The sequence below is a fragment of the Pyxidicoccus fallax genome, assembly GCF_012933655.1.
GTDB classification, from domain to species: Bacteria; Myxococcota; Myxococcia; order Myxococcales; family Myxococcaceae; genus Myxococcus; species Myxococcus fallax.
Window position 1 is genome coordinate 1 of record NZ_JABBJJ010000065.1, and the last position, 22,181, is coordinate 22,181.

At 71.4% G+C, this 22,181-nt stretch carries 18 protein-coding genes; 14 read left to right on the forward strand and 4 right to left on the reverse strand.

All coding sequences use genetic code 11. From position 1 onward, the window contains the following. Positions 1–302 precede the first annotated feature (302 nt). From HG543_RS16025 to HG543_RS16035, 3 genes are all read left to right on the forward strand, one after another. Entirely contained in the window at positions 303–791 is a 489-nt protein-coding gene (locus HG543_RS16025) for a hypothetical protein (protein ID WP_169345641.1), read from the forward strand. A gap of 40 nt (positions 792–831) precedes the next feature. Continuing rightward, a complete protein-coding gene (locus HG543_RS16030) occupies positions 832–1,533 on the forward strand; it encodes a phytanoyl-CoA dioxygenase family protein (protein ID WP_169345642.1) in 702 nt (233 codons plus the stop codon). Between the two features lie 213 nt (positions 1,534–1,746). Then, a complete protein-coding gene (locus HG543_RS16035) occupies positions 1,747–3,891 on the forward strand; it encodes an apiosidase-like domain-containing protein (protein WP_169345643.1) in 2,145 nt (714 codons plus the stop codon). Between the two features lie 63 nt (positions 3,892–3,954). Here the strand turns inward: HG543_RS16035 and HG543_RS16040 are convergent, their stop codons facing one another. Then, the gene (locus tag HG543_RS16040; protein ID WP_169345644.1) at positions 3,955–4,950 is read right to left on the reverse strand and encodes a hypothetical protein; all 996 of its coding nucleotides are present in this window, start codon (positions 4,948–4,950) and stop codon (positions 3,955–3,957) included. 168 nt (positions 4,951–5,118) lie between these two features. On the opposite strand from HG543_RS16040, the gene HG543_RS16045 reads away from it, so the two are divergent. From HG543_RS16045 to HG543_RS16075, 7 genes are all read left to right on the forward strand, one after another. Beyond that, a complete protein-coding gene (locus HG543_RS16045; protein WP_246357061.1) occupies positions 5,119–5,718 on the forward strand; it encodes an RNA polymerase sigma factor in 600 nt (199 codons plus the stop codon). Next, positions 5,715–6,482 (forward strand): anti-sigma factor, encoded by a 768-nt coding sequence (locus HG543_RS16050; RefSeq protein WP_169345645.1) that lies wholly within the window; start codon positions 5,715–5,717, stop codon positions 6,480–6,482. Before HG543_RS16045 ends, HG543_RS16050 begins: the two co-directional genes overlap by 4 nt. Then, positions 6,479–8,149 (forward strand): caspase family protein, encoded by a 1,671-nt coding sequence (locus HG543_RS16055; RefSeq protein WP_246357062.1) that lies wholly within the window; start codon positions 6,479–6,481, stop codon positions 8,147–8,149. The genes HG543_RS16050 and HG543_RS16055 overlap by 4 nt, the downstream gene beginning before the upstream one ends. 71 nt (positions 8,150–8,220) lie before the next feature. Next, on the forward strand, positions 8,221–11,991 hold the full coding sequence (locus tag HG543_RS16060) for an FG-GAP-like repeat-containing protein (RefSeq protein WP_169345646.1): 3,771 nt from the start codon (positions 8,221–8,223) through the stop codon (positions 11,989–11,991). Positions 11,992–12,093: 102 nt separating this feature from the next. Then, positions 12,094–12,828, forward strand: coding sequence for a class I SAM-dependent methyltransferase (locus HG543_RS16065; protein ID WP_211193961.1), 735 nt, complete (start codon positions 12,094–12,096; stop codon positions 12,826–12,828). A gap of 148 nt (positions 12,829–12,976) precedes the next feature. Further along, a complete protein-coding gene (locus HG543_RS16070; protein WP_169345647.1) occupies positions 12,977–13,249 on the forward strand; it encodes a hypothetical protein in 273 nt (90 codons plus the stop codon). 7 nt (positions 13,250–13,256) lie between these two features. Next, positions 13,257–13,694 carry a DUF4326 domain-containing protein gene (locus tag HG543_RS16075; protein WP_169345648.1) on the forward strand — a complete coding sequence of 146 codons (438 nt, stop codon included), beginning with the start codon at positions 13,257–13,259 and terminating at the stop codon, positions 13,692–13,694. Between the two features lie 14 nt (positions 13,695–13,708). Here the strand turns inward: HG543_RS16075 and HG543_RS16080 are convergent, their stop codons facing one another. Continuing rightward, complete coding sequence (locus HG543_RS16080; RefSeq protein ID WP_169345649.1) at positions 13,709–14,074, reverse strand: VOC family protein; 366 nt, start codon at positions 14,072–14,074, stop codon at positions 13,709–13,711. A gap of 122 nt (positions 14,075–14,196) precedes the next feature. On the opposite strand from HG543_RS16080, the gene HG543_RS16085 reads away from it, so the two are divergent. The 4 genes from HG543_RS16085 to HG543_RS16100 all read left to right on the forward strand — a co-directional run bounded on the left by HG543_RS16085 (position 14,197) and on the right by HG543_RS16100 (position 17,422). Next, positions 14,197–14,496 carry a helix-turn-helix domain-containing protein gene (locus HG543_RS16085; RefSeq protein WP_169345650.1) on the forward strand — a complete coding sequence of 100 codons (300 nt, stop codon included), beginning with the start codon at positions 14,197–14,199 and terminating at the stop codon, positions 14,494–14,496. A 198-nt stretch (positions 14,497–14,694) separates the two neighbouring features. Then, positions 14,695–15,078, forward strand: coding sequence for a hypothetical protein (locus HG543_RS16090; RefSeq protein WP_169345651.1), 384 nt, complete (start codon positions 14,695–14,697; stop codon positions 15,076–15,078). 65 nt (positions 15,079–15,143) lie between these two features. Further along, positions 15,144–16,862, forward strand: a complete 1,719-nt coding sequence (locus tag HG543_RS16095) for a sigma 54-interacting transcriptional regulator (protein WP_169345652.1) — start codon at positions 15,144–15,146, stop codon at positions 16,860–16,862. 74 nt (positions 16,863–16,936) lie between these two features. Next, complete coding sequence (locus HG543_RS16100) at positions 16,937–17,422, forward strand: hypothetical protein (protein WP_169345653.1); 486 nt, start codon at positions 16,937–16,939, stop codon at positions 17,420–17,422. Here the strand turns inward: HG543_RS16100 and HG543_RS16105 are convergent. Together HG543_RS16105 and HG543_RS16110 are read right to left on the reverse strand one after the other, a co-directional pair. Beyond that, positions 17,412–21,116 carry a serine/threonine-protein kinase gene (locus HG543_RS16105; RefSeq protein ID WP_169345654.1) on the reverse strand — a complete coding sequence of 1,235 codons (3,705 nt, stop codon included), beginning with the start codon at positions 21,114–21,116 and terminating at the stop codon, positions 17,412–17,414. The two genes, HG543_RS16100 and HG543_RS16105, sit on opposite strands and share 11 nt — an antisense overlap. Before the next feature lie 92 nt (positions 21,117–21,208). Continuing rightward, positions 21,209–22,162, reverse strand: coding sequence for a DUF1152 domain-containing protein (locus tag HG543_RS16110; RefSeq protein ID WP_169345655.1), 954 nt, complete (start codon positions 22,160–22,162; stop codon positions 21,209–21,211). Positions 22,163–22,181 lie beyond the last annotated feature (19 nt).

Sequence of the window (22,181 nt, forward strand, 5' to 3'; positions counted from 1 at the left end):
AAGCGGCGAACAGTCGCCGCTCCTCCATCTGCTCGGGCGTCAGCCTGAATGGCTGCTGCCCCATCACCACCACCCCCTTCTTCGGAACAACCGCTCCGATGTTTAGGGGATTCGTCGAGGCGGTTTAGGAACCATCCACGATGAACTCGCCAACTGGAAAAGCTGGCGAATGGGTGCCAATACGCGCGCAGCATCTCAGAATCCTTGAGTGCGTTGCCTCTGTGCCGTCTTCACAAGCAGCCCTGATGATACGCAGCGCGTCCACCCACTCCTGAGTCGCCACTCGCGGAGCACTCCCACGCATGCCTCGCGAGCCACCCATCGTCCTGCCCGTCTCGCTCCCTCTGCTCGGGCATGCCAACCCGTGGGCGCTGCTCCTCGCGAAGGATGAGGGCTTCCCGCTCTCCACCGCCTCGCTCCTGTCCGAGCGCTATGCGTTGAAGAGCGACGAGAAGCCCTTCGTGCGCGAGCTGCTCGACCGCAAGCGCAACCTGTGGGTCTTCCGCTGCGACCAGCGCCGCTTCGCGGGTGACTTCGTCGTCGTCGACATGTCCGAGCCCCGCCCCGCTCGGCGCCACGTCGTCGTGCTCGACCTCAAGATGGGTGCGCCCCTTGTGCTCGGCGGAGGCGGCGCTGGCATCCAGCTCACCCACGCACAGGACGCCGTGGACGGTGTCGCCGCTCGCAAGGGCGTCATCGCGCCGGGCACGCCGTACATCCTGGCCACGGGGGACAAGGACGCGATGATTGCCTTCCTGCGCGGGGGACGGCGCCAGCCTCGCCCTACGTAGCCCCTGGACAACACCGCCCCGCCTGTGACGGGCTCATGGGATGATCCGCTCGTTCCTCCAGGCACTGCATGACGACGGCTTCGCCCTCGCCCAGGGTGCGGCATCCGAGGAGCTGCTTCACACGCTGGAGACCTCCCTGCGGGACCTTCCGAGCGAGGAAGACAGCAAGCGCCGCGGAGGCCAGCGCAACGTGCTCGACTCCCCCGCCACCGTGGCCGCCATCTCCCGCGCCACTCCGCTCCGTGCACTGGCCCAGGCAGTCCTCGGCCCCGACTGCTTCGTCGCTCGCGCCCTGCTCTTCGACAAGACCGCCGAAGCCAACTGGAAGGTGCGCTGGCACCAGGACCTCACCATCGCCGTGCAGGAGCGCCGCGACGTCCCCGGCTTCGGCCCCTGGACGCACAAGGACGGTGTCACCCACACGCACGCGCCCACGTCACTGCTCGCGCGCATGGTCTCCCTGCGCATCCACCTGGATGACTGCGGCGAGGAGAACGGCCCCTTGCGCGTGCTCCCTGGCTCGCACCGCGTGGGCCGCATCTCGGAAGCCGAGCTGGATGCGTGGAAGGACCGCGTGCCCTCCGTCACCTGCCTCGCCCGGCGCGGGGACGTGCTCGCCTTCCACCCGCTCCTCCTCCACGCCTCGTCCCCCGCCACGCGCCCCGGACACCGCCGCGTCCTGCACCTGGAGCTCGCCGCTGATCCGCTTCCCGATGGCCTCGAATGGCGCTGGCGCCTGTGACAACGCATCACGACAACGCATCGCGACACGGACACAAAAGTTACAAACAAGGTCCATGAAATCAGGACTTTCTGGCCGAAACGGCCAGATGACGCATGGCAACAGCTTCCCGGAATGAGGAGAACCGCTGCCGCTGGGTGCGCCACGACCCGGCAGCGCCGCAACCCCCCGTGCGGCGTCCAGACAGCTCGAACCACATCGCGGGAGAACTTCGTGCGTAGACAGTTGCTGTCGTCCCTGCTGTGCCTCTCGTTCCTGACGGCGTGCGGCCCTGAAACCCCCTCCGAGCCCTCCCCCGAAGCACCGGAGACGACTCCCGCCTCCCTGGCGACGCCGCTGCCGAAGCTGCGCGTGAGCAGCAACGGGCGCTTCCTGGAGACGGTGAACGGCGCCCCGTTCTTCTACATGGGCGACACCGCCTGGCAGCTCGTCAACTACGTCAACCGCACCGACACGCTGAGGTACCTCGACAGCCGCGCGGCCCTCGGGTTCAACGTCGTGCAGACGGTCGCCGTGCCGTCCATGAACGGCACCGGCCCCAACATGCATGGGGACGCGCCGTTCCAGAACAACAACTTCGCCGCGCCCCTCGTCACCCCGGGCAGCGACCCGGCCAACAGCACCCAGTACGACTTCTGGGACCATCTCGACTTCGTCGTCAACGAGGCCGAGGCGCGCGGCCTCTACATCGCGCTGCTGCCCGCGTGGGGCGACTACGTGAAGGGCGGATACCTCAACACGTCCAATGCCCAGACCTACGGCCAGTTCCTCGGCAGCCGGTATGCGAGCAAGGCCATCATCTGGGTGCTCGGCGGCGACACGGTCCCCACCGGGTTCGAGGCCGTCTACCGCGCGCTGGCCCGGGGCATTGCCATCGGCACGTCCGGCACCGAGGACTACAGCAAGGTCCTGATGACCTTCCACCCCGCGGGCCGGCAGAAGTCCTCCACGTGGTTCCACAACGAGCCGTGGCTGGACTTCAACATGCAGCAGAACGGCCACTGCGACTACACGACCATGTACGCGGACATCACCGCGGACTACGGCCGCACCCCGGTGAAGCCCACCCTGGATGGTGAGCCCGCGTACGAGCAGATTGCCCTCTGTCTCAACACCTCGCAGCCTCACGTCACCGACTACCATGTCCGCCGGTACGCCTGGCTGAGCGTGTTCGCCGGTGCGCTCGGCCATACCTACGGGCACAACTCGGTGTGGCAGATGTACGCGCCGGGCCGTCGGTCGTGGTTCAACGCGGTGACCTACTGGTACGACGCCCTCAACCATCCGGGCACGACGCAGATGCAGTACCTCCGCCGCCTCATCGAGTCGCGGCCGTTCCTCTCGCGCATCCCCGACCAGGGCGTGCTGACCCATGATGGCGGTGCGTGGCAGGTCCGCGTGCAGGCCACGCGCGATGCGAACGGCACCTACGCCTTCGTCTACAGCTCGGGTGGGCAGTCCTTCACGGTGAACATGGCCCGCATCACCGGCGGCTCCGTGCGCGCCACCTGGTACAACCCGCGCACCGGTGCCACGCAGGTCCTCGGCACCTTCCCGAACACGGGCAGCCGGCAGTTCACACCGGCCAGCAGTGGCACGGGCAATGACTGGGTCCTGATTCTCGACGACGCCACGAAGAACTACCCGCTGCCGGGTGGCGGCACGACGCCTCCGCCGACCGAGGCGTACTCGACGCAGGCGGCGTCGGCCACGCCCTCCACCGCGGCTCCGGGGCAGGCGGTCAGCGTGTCGGTGTCCGTCCGCGCCGCCGCCGCGGTGTCCGGCCGCCACGTGAAGCTCACGGTGCGCAACGCCTCGAACACCTCCGTGTACGACCTCAACTTCGTGAATCACTCCTTCGGGCAGGGAGAGACGCGGGCGTATCAGCTCACCACGCCCACGACCCTGGCCGCCGGCACGTACTGCGTGACGTCGGGTGTCGCGAGCACGGATTGGGTGACCTGGTACTACTGGGACAACTGCGCGACCTCGTTCACCGTGTCCACCGCGCCCGCGCCGACCGTGGGCTTCACGCTGACGACGGCGACGACGTCGCCCGCGACGGTGAGCCGCGGCGGCACGGTGCGGCTGTCCAGCACCTTCCAGGCGAACGCGGCCGTCAGCGGCGTGAATGTGAAGGTCGACATCCGCGACGGCACGGGCACGACCACCGTCGTCTCCAACCCGATTGGGAATCAGGGCTTCACGCAGGGGCAGAGCCGGACGTTCTCGCTCGACTACGCCGTCCCCACGACGATGAGCCCGGGCACCTACTGCCTGGCCACGGGTGTGGCCACGGGCGACTGGGGCACCTGGTACACGTGGAATGGCTGCGCGGCGAAGTTCACGGTCCAGTAGCCGGCAGGCGCGGCGGGAGCCCGACACAGGGGCTCCCGCCACATCCCCTTCACATCGAGCGGCTCACGTCTCGTAGCCGGTCTGCTCGAAGACGACGACCTTCTTCGACTCGGGGAAGAGGATGACGAAGAGGCGGAACCAGCCCGAGGCGCCCGGGGCCACCGGGTACTCGTGGTAGCGGATCGCCACCTGTACGTTCTCCGTGCCGTTGCCGTACGTCGCGAGAAGCTGCGGGCCCAGCGCCTCGAACTCCGAGTACAGGTAGGCCTTCGCCTGCGCATAGCTGTACGCGATGGCGTCATCCGCCGCGAACGCGCTGTACTCCTGCAGCGTCATCACCGACCGGTCCGCCTGGGACAGCGTGGGCACGCCCGGGTGCGGCCAGTAGGCGTCGTAGGCACGCAGCGAGCCCTCCGTGTAGTAACGCGCCTCGTTGCCCGCCTCCACCGTCGCCTCCAGCTGCGCGGTCAGCGGCAGCGGCGTCAGCCCCGGCCCGTAGCCCGACGTGTCCGGCGTCGCGGCCGGCGGCGGGGGGCACGCCGCGCCGCTCACGCACGTGGTCTGCAACTGGAACTGCTTGCCCGCCCCGGTGGCCGAGCTCACCACCACCAGGTACTCACCCGCGGGCAGCTGCGCCTCGATGCGGCTCAGCTGGCCATACCCGTAGTCATCGTCCTGCACCCACGGGTGGGTGCCATAGCTGCCGCTCGCGTTCTTCGGGCCGTACACCATCAGGCCCGTGTCCAGGTACATGGAGGTGCCCTCGTGCGTCACCTCGAAGCGCGTCCGGAGCAGGCTCGCCGGCACCGTCACCTTGAAGGAGTAGTACTGCGGGTTCTGCGTGAAGTACGTCCGCACCGAGCCCCCCAGCGCCACCGGCCCCAGGTACGTCGTGCTGTCGTAGATGTTTCCGCTCACCGGCGGCGGCGGGAAGTACATCACCGCCTGCGGGCTCTCGCGCAGCGACTCCACCGGCGCGTTGCCTCCCGTCGGATTCTCACAGCCCGCCAGCACGACCATCGGAAGGACACCGCACACCTTCAGCATCTGTCGAAGCATTCTCTGGACCTCGGATGGGGGAGCCGCCCGCCTGCCACGGCCAAACCCGCAACTCAAGTAACGTGCGGGAAAAATGACGCGACCCCCGGGAAAATCGGGCCGCGAAAAACCTTCGTCCATTTCCGCCGCCCCAATCGTTGAGGGGCTGATGCGGTGGTGGATGACACGATGGGTGATGCCAGCAGCCTCTCGGAGCGTGGGGACATGAGCGACGGCGCCTCGGCCGACGAGCGCGCGTGGCTGGGCCGCTTCCACGCGGGGGATGCCCGCGTGCTCAACGCCTGCTACCGCGAGCACTTCGATACCGTGTACCGCAGCGCCTCCCGCGTCCTGTCCGGCGTGGACGCGGAGACCGTCGTCCACGACGTCTTCCTCCGCCTGCTCTCCAACGAGGCCATGCGCCGCTCCTTCCAGGGCGGCTCGCTCGCGGCCTGGCTCAACACCCTCGCGCGCAACCTCGCCGTGGACACCCTGCGCCGCCGCCAGCGCGAGCAGAACGCCCTCGCCCACCTCGCCGACGAACCCCGCTTCGACGAGGAGCCCGCCCCTCCCGAGCCCTCGCTCGACGCCAGCCACCTGCTGGAGCGCTTCCGCCGCGAGCACCTGCCCGCGAAGTGGGCACCCGTCTTCGAGGCCCGCTTCGTGCGCCAGCTCAGCCAACGCGAGGCCGCCGCCGCCCTCGGCCTCCACCGCACCACCCTCGCCTACCAGGAGCTCCGCATCCGCTCGCTCCTCAAGAAGTTCCTCCTCCCCCCGGAGGCCCGATGAACCCCGCCTGCGCCGTGCATCCCCTCGTCGACCGCCACTTCTCCGGCCGCATCCACCCGCGCGACGAGCAGCGCCTGCGCGCACACCTCCCGGACTGCCCCACCTGCCGCGAGCGCTACGAGCGCCACCTCCTCCTCGCTCGCCTCGACCCGCGTGCCCTCGACGCCCGCACCCGGCTCGCGCGCGGCCTGGGCCTCGATGCCCGTGCACCCACCCCGCCCTGGCGCCTCGCGCTCGTCCCCGTCGCGGTCGCCTGCCTCGCCCTGCTCGTGGTCCGCATCCCGTGGAATGGAACCTCCATTCCGGACGACGGCTTCACGCCCCGGGGCGCCGGCAACACCGTGGCCGAGGCGCGGCTGCTCGCCTACGCCGTGGAGCCCGGGGGACGCACCACCCTGCTCGGCCCCACGCTGCGGCCGGACCAGGAGCTCGCCTTCGCCTTCCGCAACCCCGACGCGCACCGCTTCCTCATGGTCTTCGCGCGCGACGCCGCCGGACAGGTCTACTGGTACCACCCGAGCTGGACCGACCCGGCGAGCAACCCCTCGGCCATCGCCATCCCTCCAGGCGACGCGCTTCGCGAGCTGCCCGAGGCCATCTCGCATTCGCTGCCGCCCGGGCCCCTCGCCCTTCACGCCGTGTTCCTGGATGCGCCGCTCACCGTGCGGCAAATGGAAGCACTGCTGACGCGCACGGGCTCCCTCGACTCGGTGCTCCCGTCCGGCGCGGACTCCACCTCGCTCCAGCTCCAGGTCGTTCCATGAGCTCCCGTCACCTGTTGCTCGCCCTGCTCGCCGCGGGCACCGCGAACGCGTCCGGCCCGGCGGTCCGCTCCACCTCCGCCGCGGCCCCGTCCCCGCCGAGCGCCCCGAGCGCTCCAGGTGTCCCACGCGTATCCGCTCCCGAGACCCTGCTCGCTTCGGGCGCCGCCACTCCGGCCGCTGCGACCTCCCCCGCCTCACGCACCGCGTCCTTCGCCCTCATCATCGGCGTCAACCGCGGCCACGAGCCGGACCAGCCCGTGCTGCGCTACGCGGATGACGATGCCGCGCGCTACCTCGACCTGTTCCGCCTGCTCGGCGCGCGCACGTACCTGCTCGCGCGCCTGGACGACAACACGCGCCGCCTGCACCCGCAGGCCGCCGCCGAGGCCCAGGACCCGAAGCGCGCCGAGCTGGCCGCCGCCGTGAAGCGCCTGTCCGAGGACATCGCCCTCGCGCGCAGCCGCGGCGTGGAGGCCGTCGCCTACGTCGTCTACGCGGGCCACGGCAACGTGCGCAACGGCGAGGGCTACGTGAGCCTCGAGGACGGTCCCCTCACCGCACCCATGCTCTCCGACCAGGTGGTGGGCGCGCTCGGCGCGGACCGCGTCCACCTCATCGTCGACGCGTGCTACTCGTACTTCCTCGCCTACAGCCGCGGCCCCGGCGGCCAGCGCCGTCCCCTGCCCGAGGGCTTCACCCGCGCGGTGGGGCTCGCCCAGGCGGACAACGTGGGCCTGCTGCTGTCCACCTCCTCCGCCCGCGAGAGCCACGAGTGGGAGGCATTCCAGGCCGGCGTCTTCAACCACGAGGTCCGCTCCGGCCTCTTCGGCGCCGCCGATGCCGACGGCGATGGTCAGGTGAGCTACCGCGAAATCGCCGCCTTCGTGGAGCGCGCCAACGCCGCCATTCCAAACGACCGCTTCCGTCCCCAGGTGCACGCACGTCCGCCCAAGGGCTCCGAGCAGCTCGTGGACCTGCGGCCCGGCCTGGAGCGCCGCCTCGAAGTCGATGGCTCCAAGGGCGCGCACTACGTGCTGGAGGACGCCAACGGCGTGCGCCTCGCCGAGTTCCACAACGCGCCCGGGCAGTCGCTCCGGTTGCTGCGCCCACCGCCGCGCGGCCCCGTCTTCCTGTGGCGCGTGGGGGACGCGACGGAGTTCCCCGTGCCCGCGGCGCCCGACGTGGTGAGCCTGGATTCACTCTCCGCCGAGCCCGTGCGCGTGGCCTCGCGCGGCGCCGCGCACACCGCCTTCCAGCACATCTTCACCCTGCCCTTCGGCCAGGAGTCCGTCGCCGGCTTCCAGTTCCCGCCCCTCTCGCCGCTCATGCCACCGGAGCCGGGCGCGCGAGGACTCTGGGCGGCACGCAAACCCGTGGGCTGGAGCGCGCTCGCCGCGGGCGCGGCCGCCGCCGGCGTGGGCCTGTGGTCCACCCTCGAGGCACGCGACCTGCGTGACGGCATCACCCCGAGCATGTCGCAGGCGGAAGCAGCCTCCCGCAACCGCCGCATCCGGAGCCTCAACACCCGCGGCGGACTGCTCTATGGGCTCGGTGGCGCGGCGGCGCTCGGCGGAGCACTGCTGCTGCTGTGGCCGCGGGGAGAGACGGTGCCGCTGGCCACCGCGAGCCCGGACGGCGCGGCACTCGGCGTGGCGGGAGCGTTCTGATGCGCCGCGCGCGAAGCCGGATTCGTCCAACGAACACCGCCCCGACGTTGATGCGTCGGAGGCGGAAATCCATGACCCCGACGAAGTCTTCCCGCGCCCTGCTCCTGCTGCTGAGCGCCTGGCTCATCACCACCGGCTGCATCAACCCCGTGAACGAGGGTGAGCGGCCCTGTCCCTGCGCCGCGGGCTGGACGTGCTGCCCCGAGGAGCAGGTCTGCGTGGCGGATGCCACCCGGTGCCGGTTGCCGAAGCCCCCCACCGCGAGCGCGCCCTCCGCGCCGCGCGCGGTGGAGGTCACCCCGGCGGTCCGCGCGGCCACGCTCGGCTGGTCCGCGCCGGAGCATGACGGCGGCGGTCCCATCACCGGCTACCAGGTGGACGTCGACCCCATCGAGGTGGGCATGGTGGTGGCGGTGGACGGACTCACCGCCGAGGTGACGGGACTGCGCGCGGGCGCCACGTACCGCTTCACCGTGGCCGCGCGCAACGTGGCGGGTGTGGGCGCGTCCGTGAGCGTCGCGAGCGTGCGACTGCCCGATGTGCCCTCGGCCCCGGTGGGCCTCGCCGTGGAGCGCGGGGACGGTCAGGTGCGCGTCACCTGGCAGCGGCCTCCGTCGGACGGCGGCCTGCCCATCACCGGCTACGTGGTGACGGCACACCCGCGCGGCGTGAGCGTCGCGGCGGACGGCGTGGAGGCAACGGCGGTGGTGCCCGAGCTCGTCAACGGCGAGGCCACCACCGTCACCGTGCGCGCCCTCAACGCGGTGGGCGCGGGCCCCGAGTCCGCCCCCTCCGCCCCCGTGGTCCCGGCCCGCAGGCCCGGTCCGCCGGCGTCCGCCGCCGCCGCGCCGGGCGTGCGCTCCATGTCCGTCTCCTGGAAGGCGCCGGACGACTCTGGAGGACTGCCCATCACCGGCTACGTGGTGACGGCCTCGCCGGGGGGCGCCCGCCAGGAGGTCGACGGCGCCACCACCTCCGCGGCCTTCACCAGCCTGGATGACGACACCGCCTACACCTTCGACGTGGTCGCGGTGAACGCGCTGGGCGAGAGCGCGGCGGCGGCGGCGGCGGGGCTCACGCCCGGACTTCCGGGCGCGCCCCGGGACGTGGAGGCGACACCGGGAGTGCGCTCCCTGACCGTGAAGTGGAGTCCGCCGGCCCTGGACGGCCGTGTGCCCCTCACCGGCTTCACCGTGACGGCGCAGCCGTCAGGCGTGAGCGTGGACGTGGGCCCAGACGCGCGCGAAGCCACACTGGAAGACATCCCCAGCACGAAGGCGCAGACCCTCACCCTCACCGCGCGCAACGCGGTGGGCGTGGGCCCCGTCTTGCCGGCCGGAACAGTACGCGCGCGGCCCGCGCCCGTCGAGGTGACGCGGCTGGAGCTCATCCCGGAGGAGGGCGGCTGCCGCCACCTGTCCTACGACCTGCGCCAACCGGATGGAGAGCACGCCAATATCCTGGTGGAAGTGGACACCGACGGAGATGGCTTCTTCACCCGCGCCACCCAGGCCGGTGCCACGATGTTCAGCGGTCTCCTCCGGCTGACCACCTCCGCCCAGGGCATCCAACACATCTTCCGCTGGAATCGCGCGCGAGACGTGCCAGGCGCCACCGAAGCGGCCCGGGTGCGGCTCACCGCCACCGTGCCCGGCACCGTGCCGTCCATGCGCACGCTGACCGTGGCCCTGCCGGCCACCCCGCGGCGCTGCGAGGTGGACTACGACTCCAGCCGGGTGCAATGGGTGCCCGAGGATTCGTCGCGAACCGCGTACGACATGACGTCCGGAGACTTCACCGGCGACGGCAAGCCGGACCTCATGGTCTCCCACTCCGGCTCCCCCGGAATCAGCCTCCTGAAGGGGATGGGGAACGGTGGCTTCGACCGCCCGGTCACCTCTCACACCACGTTGACGGGCCAGAAGCTGTCTTCCGGAGACCTGAACCAGGATGGGGTGCTGGACCTGGTCGCCGTCGACGTCGTCCAGGGGACAGGCCTGTACCTCCACGCGGCCCTCGGCGTGTACGGAGGGCTCCTCCAGGCGCCGATGACGACCCCGCTGCGCAGCGGTGGCTTCTCGTACAGGTCCACCACGCCCCTGGTGCGCGACCTGGATGGGGATGGCGCGCCGGAAGTGGTGGTGGCCCAGGACAGTGAGCTGTACGTGCTGCGACACACGGCTCACGGCGCGTTCACCGAGGTCGGGAGGTATTTCGCGGCCGCCGGCGGCCAGGCCCTGGGAGGGGACTTCGACCAGGACGGGCTGAGGGACGTGCTGGTCGTGGGCCGGTCCCTCCAGGCCTTCTATGGCAGGGGCCTGCTCGCCTTCACCCCGGTGTGGCTCGGAGACATGGCGGGCCTCATGGAATCCGTCATCTCCGCCGTGTCCGCGGACTTCAACGGCGACGGCGCTCCGGACATCGCGGCCACCGTGACGACGGACCTGGAGGTGCGCATCGAGGTTCGCCTCAATGACGGAACAGGACGCTTCGGGACGTCGCAGGTGGTCCACCGCTACGACCGGCAGGGCTGGGACGAATCCAGGAACCAGCTGACCACGGCGGACCTGGACGGCAACGGGACGCAGGACCTCATCCACGTCAACTGGTGGCGGGACGTCGTGAGCCTCCTGCTCGGACAGGGTGACGGCACGTTCACGGTCCAGGAGCGGCCCTGCGGGCGGTACCAGGAGCGCGTCGTGGCGGCGGACTTCGACGGCAGCGGAGAGGCCGACCTCGGGCTGCTCTCCGTCGAGTCCCGCAGCGTGCGCGTGCTCCAGAACTTCGAGCGGCCCCACCGCATCGAGGCGGGAGACGAGTTCCTCACCGCGGACTTCGACGGGGATGGCTGGGACGACGTGGCCTCGGTGGTCGGTGACTCCGGCGTCCAGGTGCACCTCACCCGGGCCACGGGCGGCATGGTGCGCAAGGGGCCCTTCCTCGCACCGAGGGGCATGCTGGACATCGTGGCGGGGCGCTTCGACGCGGGACCCACGGTGGACCTGCTCGTCCTCACCCTGACGCAGTCCCTCACGCTGCTGCGGGGGAACGGAGACGGCACCTTCGCTCCGGGCGAGAGCCTGGTCTCGGGATTCCGCCCCATCAAGATGGCGGCGGGAGACATCGACGGCGACGGAGACCTGGACGTGGTCTTCACCGACCGGCGGCCGGACAGCGGCGAGGTTCCCAGCTACGACGTGCGGCTGCTGCGAGGCGCGGGAGACGGAACCTTCACGGTCGGCGCGGTGCTCGCCACCCATTCCGCGGTGCAGGCGCTGGCCATGGGGGACATGAGCAAGGACGGCCGCGCGGACCTGCTGGTGCTCAGGAGGGTGCACCCGGCCTTCGAGCTGGGCATCTACCACGGCCGGGCGGACGGCACGCTGGCCAAGGAGCGGGACTACTCCCCCTTTGGCGTCACCTGCTCGGCCTCGGAGCTGTTGGTTCACGACCTCAACGCCGACGGGCACATGGACGTGTTCGTCTCCTGTGAGAGGGTGACGACTGGCACGGGGGCCGTGGGCGGCGTGCTCCCGCTGTGGGGGATGGACGGCCCCTGGTTCAACCCACGGGTCTTCCAGCCGATGGGCGCCGGCGCGAGAGGGCTCGCCGCGCGGGACATCGATGGAGATGGAAGGCAGGACCTGCTGGTGACCTCCCAGTCCGGCGACGCCCTCTGCGCCTTCACGTCGGAAGAGTTTGGCGACTTCCAGGAGCGCGCCTGCTTCGAGGCCCTGCCCCAGGCGAACATCGTCCTGCCGCTGGACCTGGAACATGACGGCATCACCGAGCTGCTGGTGGGCGGCGCCTCGCCCCACGCCACGCTGCTGCGCCCGCGGTGAGCCGCGGTGCTTCGTCGGGAGGAGGGCGGGGGGCCCTCCTCCTGGCGAGGTGCCTCCTCCGGGGACTCGGGGCAGGGGTGCTATCCTGCGTGGCACCCCCGCATGTCCCAGCAGCTCCCCACCCCGCCGGTGAAGGCGCGACAGGACGAGCCGTCCGATGACGCCGTGTCCTTCCCGACGCTCGTCGTCATCCGCGTGTACGCCGCGGTCCTGGAGCTGCTCACGCGGCTCGGTGATTTGGCGGTGGTGGTGTGGCGGCCCCGGCTCGTCGCGCCGTACCTGGGGCTGTGGCTGCGCGAGGTGCTCGTCTCCCCCTACCGGGTGCGGCGCTCCTTCGAGCTGACGCGCCTGCTGCACGCCAGCGGGCAGACCTTCAACGAGCTGATGTACGGCGAGACGCCGCTGCACACCGCCGTGTGGCTCTTCCGGAAGGCGGGGCTCGACGGCGGCGGTCGGCTGGTGGACCTGGGCGCGGGGCGCGGGCGCACGCTGCTCGCGGCCCGGTGGCTGGGCGCCCAGGCGCTCGGGGTGGAGCTGCTCCAGGCGCATGTCGCGCTCGCGGCGGGTCCGCTGAAGCGCGCGGGCGCGGAGCTCGTCCAGGGAGACGCCGCGCACGCGGACCTCCAGGACGCCACCCACGTCTTCACCAACTGGACCGCCCTCACCCCGGAGACGCGGGCCCGGCTCATCGAGCGCTTCCGCACCTGCCGCCCGGGCACCCGCATCCTCACCGTGACGCGGCCGGTGGAAGCCCCGGGGTTCACCGTCCTCTCGCGCCACTGGCTGCTCTTCACCTGGGGAATCGAGCAGGTGTGGGTCCAGGAGTACCGGGGCTGAGCGCCCGGAGGGGTGTTGCGCAACGCGAGAGCGGGTTCCGCGACGCCGCCGCGCAGGGTCGCGGGCTCGTCAGCTATCATCAGCCGCGACGCGGAACTTCCGGGCTCGCGACTCCGCGGCCCGTGACGAACATAGGAGCAGCAACGAAATGAAGGCCTGGATTGCCGTGGTGGCGCTGGCGGTGGTTCCCCTGGTGGGCTGTGGTTCCTCGCGCGAGCTGAACAAGGCGCGCATCGCGGCGAACACGGCGAAGAAGGACGCGGACACGCTGCGCGCGGAGAACAACGCGCTCAAGGCCAAGGTGGCCGAGCTGGAGGGTGAAGTCGCCACGCTGACCAAGGAGCGCGACGAGCTGAAGGCCGCCGCCGAGCAGCCGGCCCCGGCCGCCGTGCCGGCCTCCGGCAAGAAGAAGAAGCGCTAGGCCGGCCATGGGTGGCAAGCGCACCACGGCGGTCCACGTGCACGACGCCTGCGACGTGTACGTGGGCCGGGCCTTCCGCGCCTACGCGAAGCCAAGCCCCATCAACCCGGTGCCGGGCCGCTTCGGCAATCCCTTCAAGCCCGGCGGCGTGCGCACGCCGGGCGCCATGCTGCGCGCCTACTTCGCCCCGTGGCTCGGGGCGCTGCCCGAGGACGAGCAGCAGCGCATCCGCGAGGAGGCCCTGCGCCGCATGGGCCCCGAGGCGGACGCCATCGAGTCCTTCCGCTGGTACCTGGAATTGCGCGCGCGGCACGACGCGGACTACCGCGCGGACGTGCTCGCGCTGCGAGGCAAGCGCCTGGGCTGCTGGTGCAAGCCCGGCCCGTGCCACGCGGACGTGCTGTCGGAGTGGATCGACTCGCAGCCGGCGAGGAAGCGCGGGTAGGCCCTGCGGGGACTTCAGCGGGACGAGAGGACGAACTGGTTGCCGTCCGGGTCCTTGAACATCGCGAAGGTGCCCCAGGGCTGCTTCTGGGGCGGCCCGGTGAACTCCACCCCGCGGGCGCTCAGCGTCTCGTACGTCTTCATCACGTCGTCGCTGGCGAACGAGCCGTTGAAGAAGCCGCCGATGCGGTTCTCATGGCCCTCGGGCGTGAAGAGGACGACGGACGTCTCGGCGCCGGGGATGCGCAGCTCAATCCACCGCTGCTTCTCGTTGAACTGCTGGTCCGTGGCCACCTTGAACCCGAGCTTCTCCGTGTAGAACGCGAGGGCCCGGTCCTGGTCGCTCACCGGGATGCTGACGAACTTCACCATCCGAATCATGTCCGCTCTCCACGCGCGCCACGCCGGACGCGCGGAGACCCAGGTATCGCGGAACGGCCGCCAGCGAAAGGCTCCGCACGGGCACTATAGTGTCAGGCACTATAGTGATTTAAACCAGGGTCATGACTGCCATCCCCGTGGACGCCTACGTCCTCGAGACGCTGATGCCGGACCTGGTGGGTCACGACCGCTCCCCCTCCGCGTTCCTCGTCTATCTGCACCTGTGGTACCGCACGGCCGGTGCGAAGGAGCGCCGGTGCGCGGCGAGCCTCGCGCGGCTCGCGGAGGACACGGGCCTGTCCAAGAGCGCGGTGCAGGCCGCGCTGCGCCTGCTCAAGCGGCGCAAGCTGGTGAAGGCCGAGCGAGCGAGCCTCACCGCCGTGCCCGTCTACGAGGTTCTCCGCCCCTGGGTCCGCAAGTAGCCGGCCTCCGACATGTCGGCGCGTGCCTTCCGACACGTCGGAGACTGCGGCGACACAGGCGAAAGCCCGTGTGATTCGGGGGAAAGGGCTCTCCGGAGAGCATCGGCGCCCTGGCACATGCGCTGCACAAGGGGATGGCACGCGCGGATGGAGGACGCAGTGGTCCCCGACGCGCCCTCCACCGCAAGGAGCCGTGCCATGCCGACCGTTTCCGTTCCCAAGCCCACCGATGTGAAGCCCTCGCCGCAGACCACCGAGAGCCTCGCCGCCAGCATCGTCAACCAGACCTCGGCGGACCTCGTCCTCGTGAAGTCGGCCAGCGCGCTTCCGTGGATTCAGCCGCCGCCGCAGGTCATCCAGGCCGGCAAGATTGGCCAGTTCAACAGCCCCGGCGACTTCTCCAACGCCGCCAACGGTTACGTCGTCTACCAGGGGGCGAACGGCGCGACCTTCTCCCTGGAGTGGGCCATTCCCTCCGTCGGCAAGAACAGCATCACCTGGCAGGCGGAGGGTGGCCTGTCCGCGCAGGAGAGTGGCTCGCTGGACGGCTGGAACGTGTCGGCCACGTGGTTCATCTCCTGAAGCGTCTGGGCCAGGGGACGGGCTTCGCGTCGCGGTAGACTCGAGCCGCACCGCCAGAGGACCTCATGGCCCGCACGCTCGCCGATGTCTCCACCGCCGCCATCCGGGACCGGAGTGGCGGCCCCACGGGGCCACGCTCCGTCCCGGCCCTGACCGTCATCTCCCATCCCCTGCCCCGGCGCGTCGGCGAGCGGTTGCTGCTCGACGCCGTCAGCGCCGGCAGGGAGGTGGCCCTGTCCCGCAACGGCCCCGACTTCACGCGCCCCGGCTCCGCGTTGGGGGAGCCGCTGTCGGACCCCTTCATCAGCCGCAAGCCGCTGCTCCTCGCTCCGGGCACGCTGCCCGGCCACGTGCGGCTGACCAACAGCGACGGCGGCACGCAGGTGGGCATCGCCGGCACGCTCATGCAGGGCACGTGGGAGCTGTCCTCCGAGGAGCTGACCGCCGGAGTCCCGCTGGAGCTGGGCGGGCGCGTGGTGGTGCTGCTGCACCTCGCGGAGACCGGCGGCGAGGCGCCTGTGGCCGACACGCTCGGCATGGTGGGCGAGAGCACGGGCGTGCTGCGCCTGCGCCGGCACATCGAGCGCGTGGCGGACCTGGACGTGCCGGTGCTCATCCGAGGCGAGACGGGCACGGGCAAGGAGCGCGTCGCCCAGGCCATCCACCAGCGCAGCCGGCGCCGCGACGGGAAGTTCATCAGCGTCAACCTGGGCGCCATCCCCAAGGAACTGGCCGCCGCCGAGCTGTTCGGCACGCACAAGGGCGCGTTCACCGGCGCAACGCAGAGCCGTGAGGGCTTCTTCCGCGCGGCGCACGGCGGCACCCTCTTCCTCGACGAGGTGGGCGAGGCGCCTCCGGAAGTACAGGTGATGCTGCTGCGCGTGCTGGAGACGGGCGAGCTGTACCCCGTCGGCGGCAGCACCCCCGTCACCGTGGACGTGCGCCTGCTCGCGGCCACCGACGCGAACCTGGAGGAGCAGATTCGCGACGGCCGCTTCAAGGCCCCGCTGATGCACCGGCTCGCGGGCTACGACATCCACGTGCCTCCGCTGCGTGAGCGGCGCGAGGACCTCGGCCGCCTGTTCTTCCACTTCGCCCGCGAGGAGCTGGCCTCGATTGGCGAGGCGCACCGGCTCGACAACGATGATGCGTACGCGGAGCCGTGGCTGCCCGCGTCGCTCGCCGTGCGCCTGGTGCGCTTCTCGTGGCCGGGCAACATCCGCCAGCTGCGCAACCTCGCGCGGCAGCTCGTCATCGGCAGCCGGGGCCAGCCGAGGTTGCTCGCGGACCCGAGGCTGGAGCAGGAGCTGGCCGCCGCGGCGGGGAAGGCTCCAGCCAACGCCGCCAGCGCCCCTTCCCCTGGGAACACTTCGGCCAGCGAGGGCACCGCCATCACGTCCTCACCAGCGACGGGACCCGCAAGCGCCACCGTCGTGGCCTCAGCCGTGCCTGCCTCCCCGGCGCCACTGGAAGCGAAGGCGCCACGCCGGAAGGCATCGCAGCTGACGGAGCAGGAGCTGCTCGCCGCGCTGCGGGAGAACGACTGGGACCTCAAGGCCACGGCGGAGGCGCTCGGCATCGCGCGGCCGTCGCTCTACGACCTCATCGACAAGAGCCCCCACATCCGCACCGCGGGCGACCTGAGCGCGGAGGAAATCACCCGCTGCTTCCACGCGTGCGCGGGGGACCTGGACGCCATGGTGCGCACGCTGGAGGTGTCTCGGCGCGCCCTGGGCCGGCGGCTGAAGGAGCTGGGCCTGGAGCCTCGAAACACCCCGGCCTGAGAGGAAGTCGCCACGGCTGGCACACGACATGCTCTGTAGGCTGGCTCGAGTTCTCGAACGGGAGGGAGCCGCACATGCACAAGGGATTCATCGTCGGAGCCATCATTGCCGGAGTCTGGGGCGTCGCCTGCGCGACCCGCTCCAAGGGAGCGGAGGCCGGTGAGCCGGCGGCCGTGACGGAGTCGACTGGGAGCTGCGCGGACAACATCGACCTCGAAGTGGACCCGAAGGAGGGCGGAGGCAAGACGTTCAACAACAAGACGGGGACGTGGAGGCTGTGCAGTGGCGGCAACCTCACCGTGACCAACACGCTGCCGAAGACCGCGTGCCTCGACATCCTGAACCGCGCGGACGGAGGCACGTACACCACGGCCACCCTGGACGCGGATGGTGGAAGCTGGGATGCGTCCGTGACGGGGAAGAACGACTTCGAGCTCGGCGTCTGCAATCCGCAGGACGGGGGCCCCTGCTCGAATGGTTGCCCCAACATGCTGAGCGCCAGTGGCTCTGGAATCGACGACACCATCAAGGGCAACCTGGACATCGTCGTCACGGAGTAGCGCGCCCCAGGCGCTCCCGCTCGCGCGCCAGCAGCAGACCGGCACGCACGGCCCTCGCTTCGGCCCACGAGGCGCGGGCCGCCAATGCCGCCTCCGCGAGCGCCTGTCCCCGCTCCAGCACCGGCGCGGCGTCCAGCCCCGCCCGCCGCCGCGACTCGCCCCATGTCAGGCAGAAGCGGGCGAAGGCCACGCGGTGCTCGGGGCTGGCGGGCTCCAGGTCCACCGCCTTCTGGAAGGACGCCGCGGCGGTCTCGAAGTCCGCGTCGCGCGGCGGTCCACTCCGGGCCCGCCAGCGCGCCTCGACGGCCTGGGTCTCCCCCAGCAGCAGCCATGCCTGGGCCAGCCCTGGATTGAGCGTGAGCGCGCGGCGCAGCTCCCGGTTGGCCTGTTCGAGGCTTCGTCCCGGGTCACGTCCCTGCTCCAGCGCGAAGGCGGCCTCCACCTGGTGCACCGCGCCGAGCCAGGTCCACGGCTGCGGCACGTCCGGCAGCAGCTCCACCGCGCGCCGGAGCACCGCCTCCGCCGAGCGCACCGCGGGCAGCGGCGACTGTCCGCGCGCCAGCAGCGTCGTCGCGTGCCACGCGTGCACCTCGCCCGCGTTGTTGTGCGCGAAGCCCTGCGAGGGAGCCACGGCGATGGCGCCGTCGAAGGCGTCGAGGGCCTGACGCACCAGCGGCTCCGGCGCCTCACCCCGGTCGTACGCCTCCCTCGCCTGCTCGAGGAGGATGGTGCCCACGCCGTTGTGCAGCGGCGGCAGCTTCGGGTTGATGGAGACGCCCCGGCGGTAGGCTTCGAGCGCCTTCGCCAACTCCGGCCGCGCATCCGCCCCCGAGCTCCGCAGGCGCCGGGCGCGTGTCTCGTGCACCTCTCCCGCGTAGAACCAGGAGGCGACGAGCCCCGGGTTGAGCTCGCACGCGCGCGCCATGGCCTCCGTCGCGAGCTTCAGGTCTCCCTCCGCGTCCGGCGCGCGCGGGTGCGAGGCGCGCGACACGTACGCCTTTCCCAGGTTGGTCCAGCCCTCGGCGCGGCGCTCTTCCCGGAGGACGGCGGCCTGGAAGGCCTCCACGCTCCGCGTGCGGTAGGGCAGCGCGTCGCCGCCGACACCTTCCTCGACGTCGGCCCATACGCGGAAGACGAGGCCCATGTTGATGTGGAACTCGAAGTCGCGGCGCTCGGCGGGGATGCGCTCGAAGATGGCGGCGGCCTCACGTAGCAGCTCGCGTACATCCTGGCCCTTCTCCTGCCGATAGCGGGCGCGCTGCCACATGGCCACCGCCAGCTCCGTCAGGGCGCGCTCGTCCGAAGGCCCGAGCGCCACGGACTCACGCGCCGAGGTCAGGGCCTTCTCCAGCAGCGGCTCCACGTCTTCACCGTGACGCGCGCGGTACTCGGCGAGCCGGCGGTGGAATGACGCCTCCAGGATGAGGCTCGGCTGGTCATCGCGCGCCGCCGTGAGGGCCCGCTCCAGCGCCTTCACGCCGCGCTCGTACGAGGGCAGCACGTCCCCCCGCCCGTACATCTCCATGACGAGCGACTCATATTCGAGCCGCGCCAGCGCGCGGTGCACCGCCGGCACGCTGCGGCCGATGTCGGCGGCCTCGGCATGGGCGCGGCGGCCGGCATCGAGGTCGGCGCGAGCGCCCTCCAGGTCTCCCGAGTTCCACCGCCGGACGGCACGGGCCAGATGGATGTCCCCGCGCAGCAGGGGCGCCTCGTGGAACCAGGGCAGCCGGGCGCCGAGCGCGTCCAGCTTCGCGAGCGCGTCATCGGGCCGGTCCTCATGGAAGGCGAGCAGCGCCGCCACGTACTCCGGGGCGGGCACCTCCGCGCCCTCGCCGCGGCGGAGGAAGTCCAGCGCGGGCGCGCGGTAGCGGGCCTCCACCTCGCGCAGCCGGGCCTCGCGTGCCGTGGCGTCGCGCAGCCGCTCCGCCTCCAGGCGCTGCTCCTGGTAGAGGTGGCCCAGCACGAGGCCCAGCGCGTACGCCACGCGAGGCTCCTGGTCACCCCGCTGCCACGCGGTCTCCAGGTGCTCCCGGGCGCGCGCCTCGTCGCCCAGCGCGAGGAAGCCGCGCCCCAGCGCGTAGTGTCCGGGTCCCTCGGCCATGGGCCCCGCGTCGCGCAAGGTGGACTCGAGGTCGCGCATCCGCGCACGGAGGGCCTCCTGGTCCGCGCGTGTGTCGTGCAGGGGCGCGGTGCCGGAGTAGCGGGCCTGGGCCTCGATGCGCTCCACGCTCTCGGTGAAGCGGCGGGCCAGCGCCTCGCGCTGTGCGACCTCACGGCGGGCGAGGACGGCCTGCCCCATGGCGAAGGACACCGCGAGCAGCGCGACGGACGCGGCGGCCACCGCGCGCCGGTGCTTGCGCAGCCACTTGCGCGCGCGGTAGCCGGGTCCGGTGCGCGCCAGGACGGGCCCGCCGTCGAGGAAGCGGCCAAGGTCCTCCGCCAATGCGCGCGCGGAGCCGTAGCGCGCGGAGCGGTCCTTCTCCAGGCACTTGAGGGTGATGGCCTCCAGGTCCACGGGGATGTCGCGGTCCAGGTCGCGCGGCGGGCGGGGCTCCACGGAGGCGATGCGGCTGAGCACCTCCAATCCGTTGTCACCGGGGATGGGCGGTTGTCCGGTGAGCAGGGCGTACAGGGTGGCGCCCAGGCTGTAGACATCCGCGCGGCGGTCCAGGCGGGCCACCTCGCCGCGCGCCTGCTCGGGGGACATGTAGTGCGGCGTGCCAAGCACCGTGCCGGTGGCGGTGGCGCCGTCCTTCCAATCCCGGGCGAGGCCGAAGTCCATGACGTAGGGCCGGAGGCCCCCATCGCCGGTGCGCTCCACCAGCACGTTGGAGGGCTTGATGTCACGATGGACGAGCCCCGCGCGGTGGGCGGCGTGGACACCCTCGGCCGCCTCGCGCAGCAGCATGACCTTCTGCTCGACGGTGAGCGCGTCCACGAGCGCGTTGAGTGGCTGGCCATCCACGTACTGCATGGCGATGAAGACGCGGCCCTGCACCTCGCCGACTTCGTAGACCTTGCAGACGCGCTCGTGGTCGACGCGGGCCTGGGCGCGGGCCTCGGAGACGAAGCGGCGGGCGAGCTCGGCGTCATCGTCACGTACGAACTTGAGGGCCACGTGGCGGCGCAGCCGGGGGTCCCACGCGAGGAACACGCGGCCCATGCCGCCCTGCCCGAGGAAGCGCACGGGCTGGTAGCGCTCCCAACCGGGCACGGGGAACGCGGGCGTGTCGGAGGTCGGCTCGGCGTCACGCTCCCTGCCCGTCCCCGGAGCGGGAGGAGCAACGGCGCCCGGCTGGAGCGTCTCGTCCGAGGGGAGCGCCGCGACGCCCGGTGCCTGGACCCGGGCCTTTCCCTGCGTCCGCGTGTCATCCGAGCGCGCTCGCTCCGGGCCCGTGCCATGGCCTTCGTGCTGAACAGCCAGGCCATCCGTGCTCCGCGCGGCGCGCTCCGGACTACCGGGCGTGAGCGTGGCGTCCGCGACCGACGCGGAGACCTCGGGCGCCCCGGCCCCGATGTCACGACGCAGTGAAGCGAGGGAGTCCTCGGAGAGCCGGCCCCGCTCGAGCAGCAACTCCAGCGGGCCACGTCCCAGGCGTGTCGCCTCCTCGCGGAGGGCCTCCGCCTCCTCGCGGGACAGCAGCCCCTCCGCCAGCGCATGGCGCAGCTCGGCCTCGTATCGCTCGCTCATGGAAGGGTGCTCCGTCAGCGGCTGGCACGTCGTGGAATGGCGCCTTCAGCCGTGAGCGTACCGAAGCGCCCCTGCCCCGTCGAAGGCCCCCCTCACACCGGAATGTCCACCCAGGGCCGGATGGGTGAATGGGTGTTCCGGAACGCCTCGATGCGCTCGGACACCTCCCACGAGGTCTGCGTGTCGCGCAGCTGCTCCAGGTAGAGGCACCGCCGGGCCAGCGCCGTGAGGTCGAAGGCCCAGTACATGCTCATCAGCGGGTTGATCCACAGCTTGCTGCCCTCGGTGCGCACGGTGCGGTGCACGTTGCCGTACTCACCCTCGATGGCCGTCACCACCGACAGCGACACGATGCTGGGCGCGCGAGGCATCCGCTCGCACACGTACTCCACCGCCTCGCGGTACAGCGCCACCTCCGGCATGGGGGGCAGCAGCGCGGTGACGCCCAGGTACGCGCCCTGCTTGCTGAGCGCCGCCACGGACTCCAGGAAGTGCGCGTGGCAGACGCCATGGTGGAAGTCCACGCCGAAGCCCAGGCACACCACCAGCTTGTCCCGCAGGGGCAGCGAGTCCACCACCGCCAGGCTGGTGATGTCCTCCTCCGGAGTGCCCAGCCCCACCTCGTCGCCGCGCATCAGGATGTCCGTGCCCCCATCCACCAGCACCACGGTGTCGAAGCCCAGCTTCTCCCGCAGCGCCTCGTACGCCGCGCGCAGCGGCGCCACGCCCGTGCGCACGAAGCAGTAGATGGGCACGTGCTCGCCCCGGTCCTGGAACCAGCGCGACAGCAGGCCCTCCGGGAAGTAGTGGACCGGCCCCGGCGTCTGGCCATCCACCTCCATGAGCCCGGGGGCCAGCAGGCGTCCCTCCACCATCTCCAGGCGCGTGAAGCTCAGGTTGGCCAGCGACACCTTCTTGCCCAGCTCCCGCAGCCGGAAGAACAGCGGCAGCCCGCTGAACACATCGAAGCCCCCGCCCGCCCCCGCGATGAGCACGTGCTCCGCGTCCTTGAGCCTTTCGAACAACGGTGAAGTGAACAGGTCCATCCCCGCGACATCCTTCCCA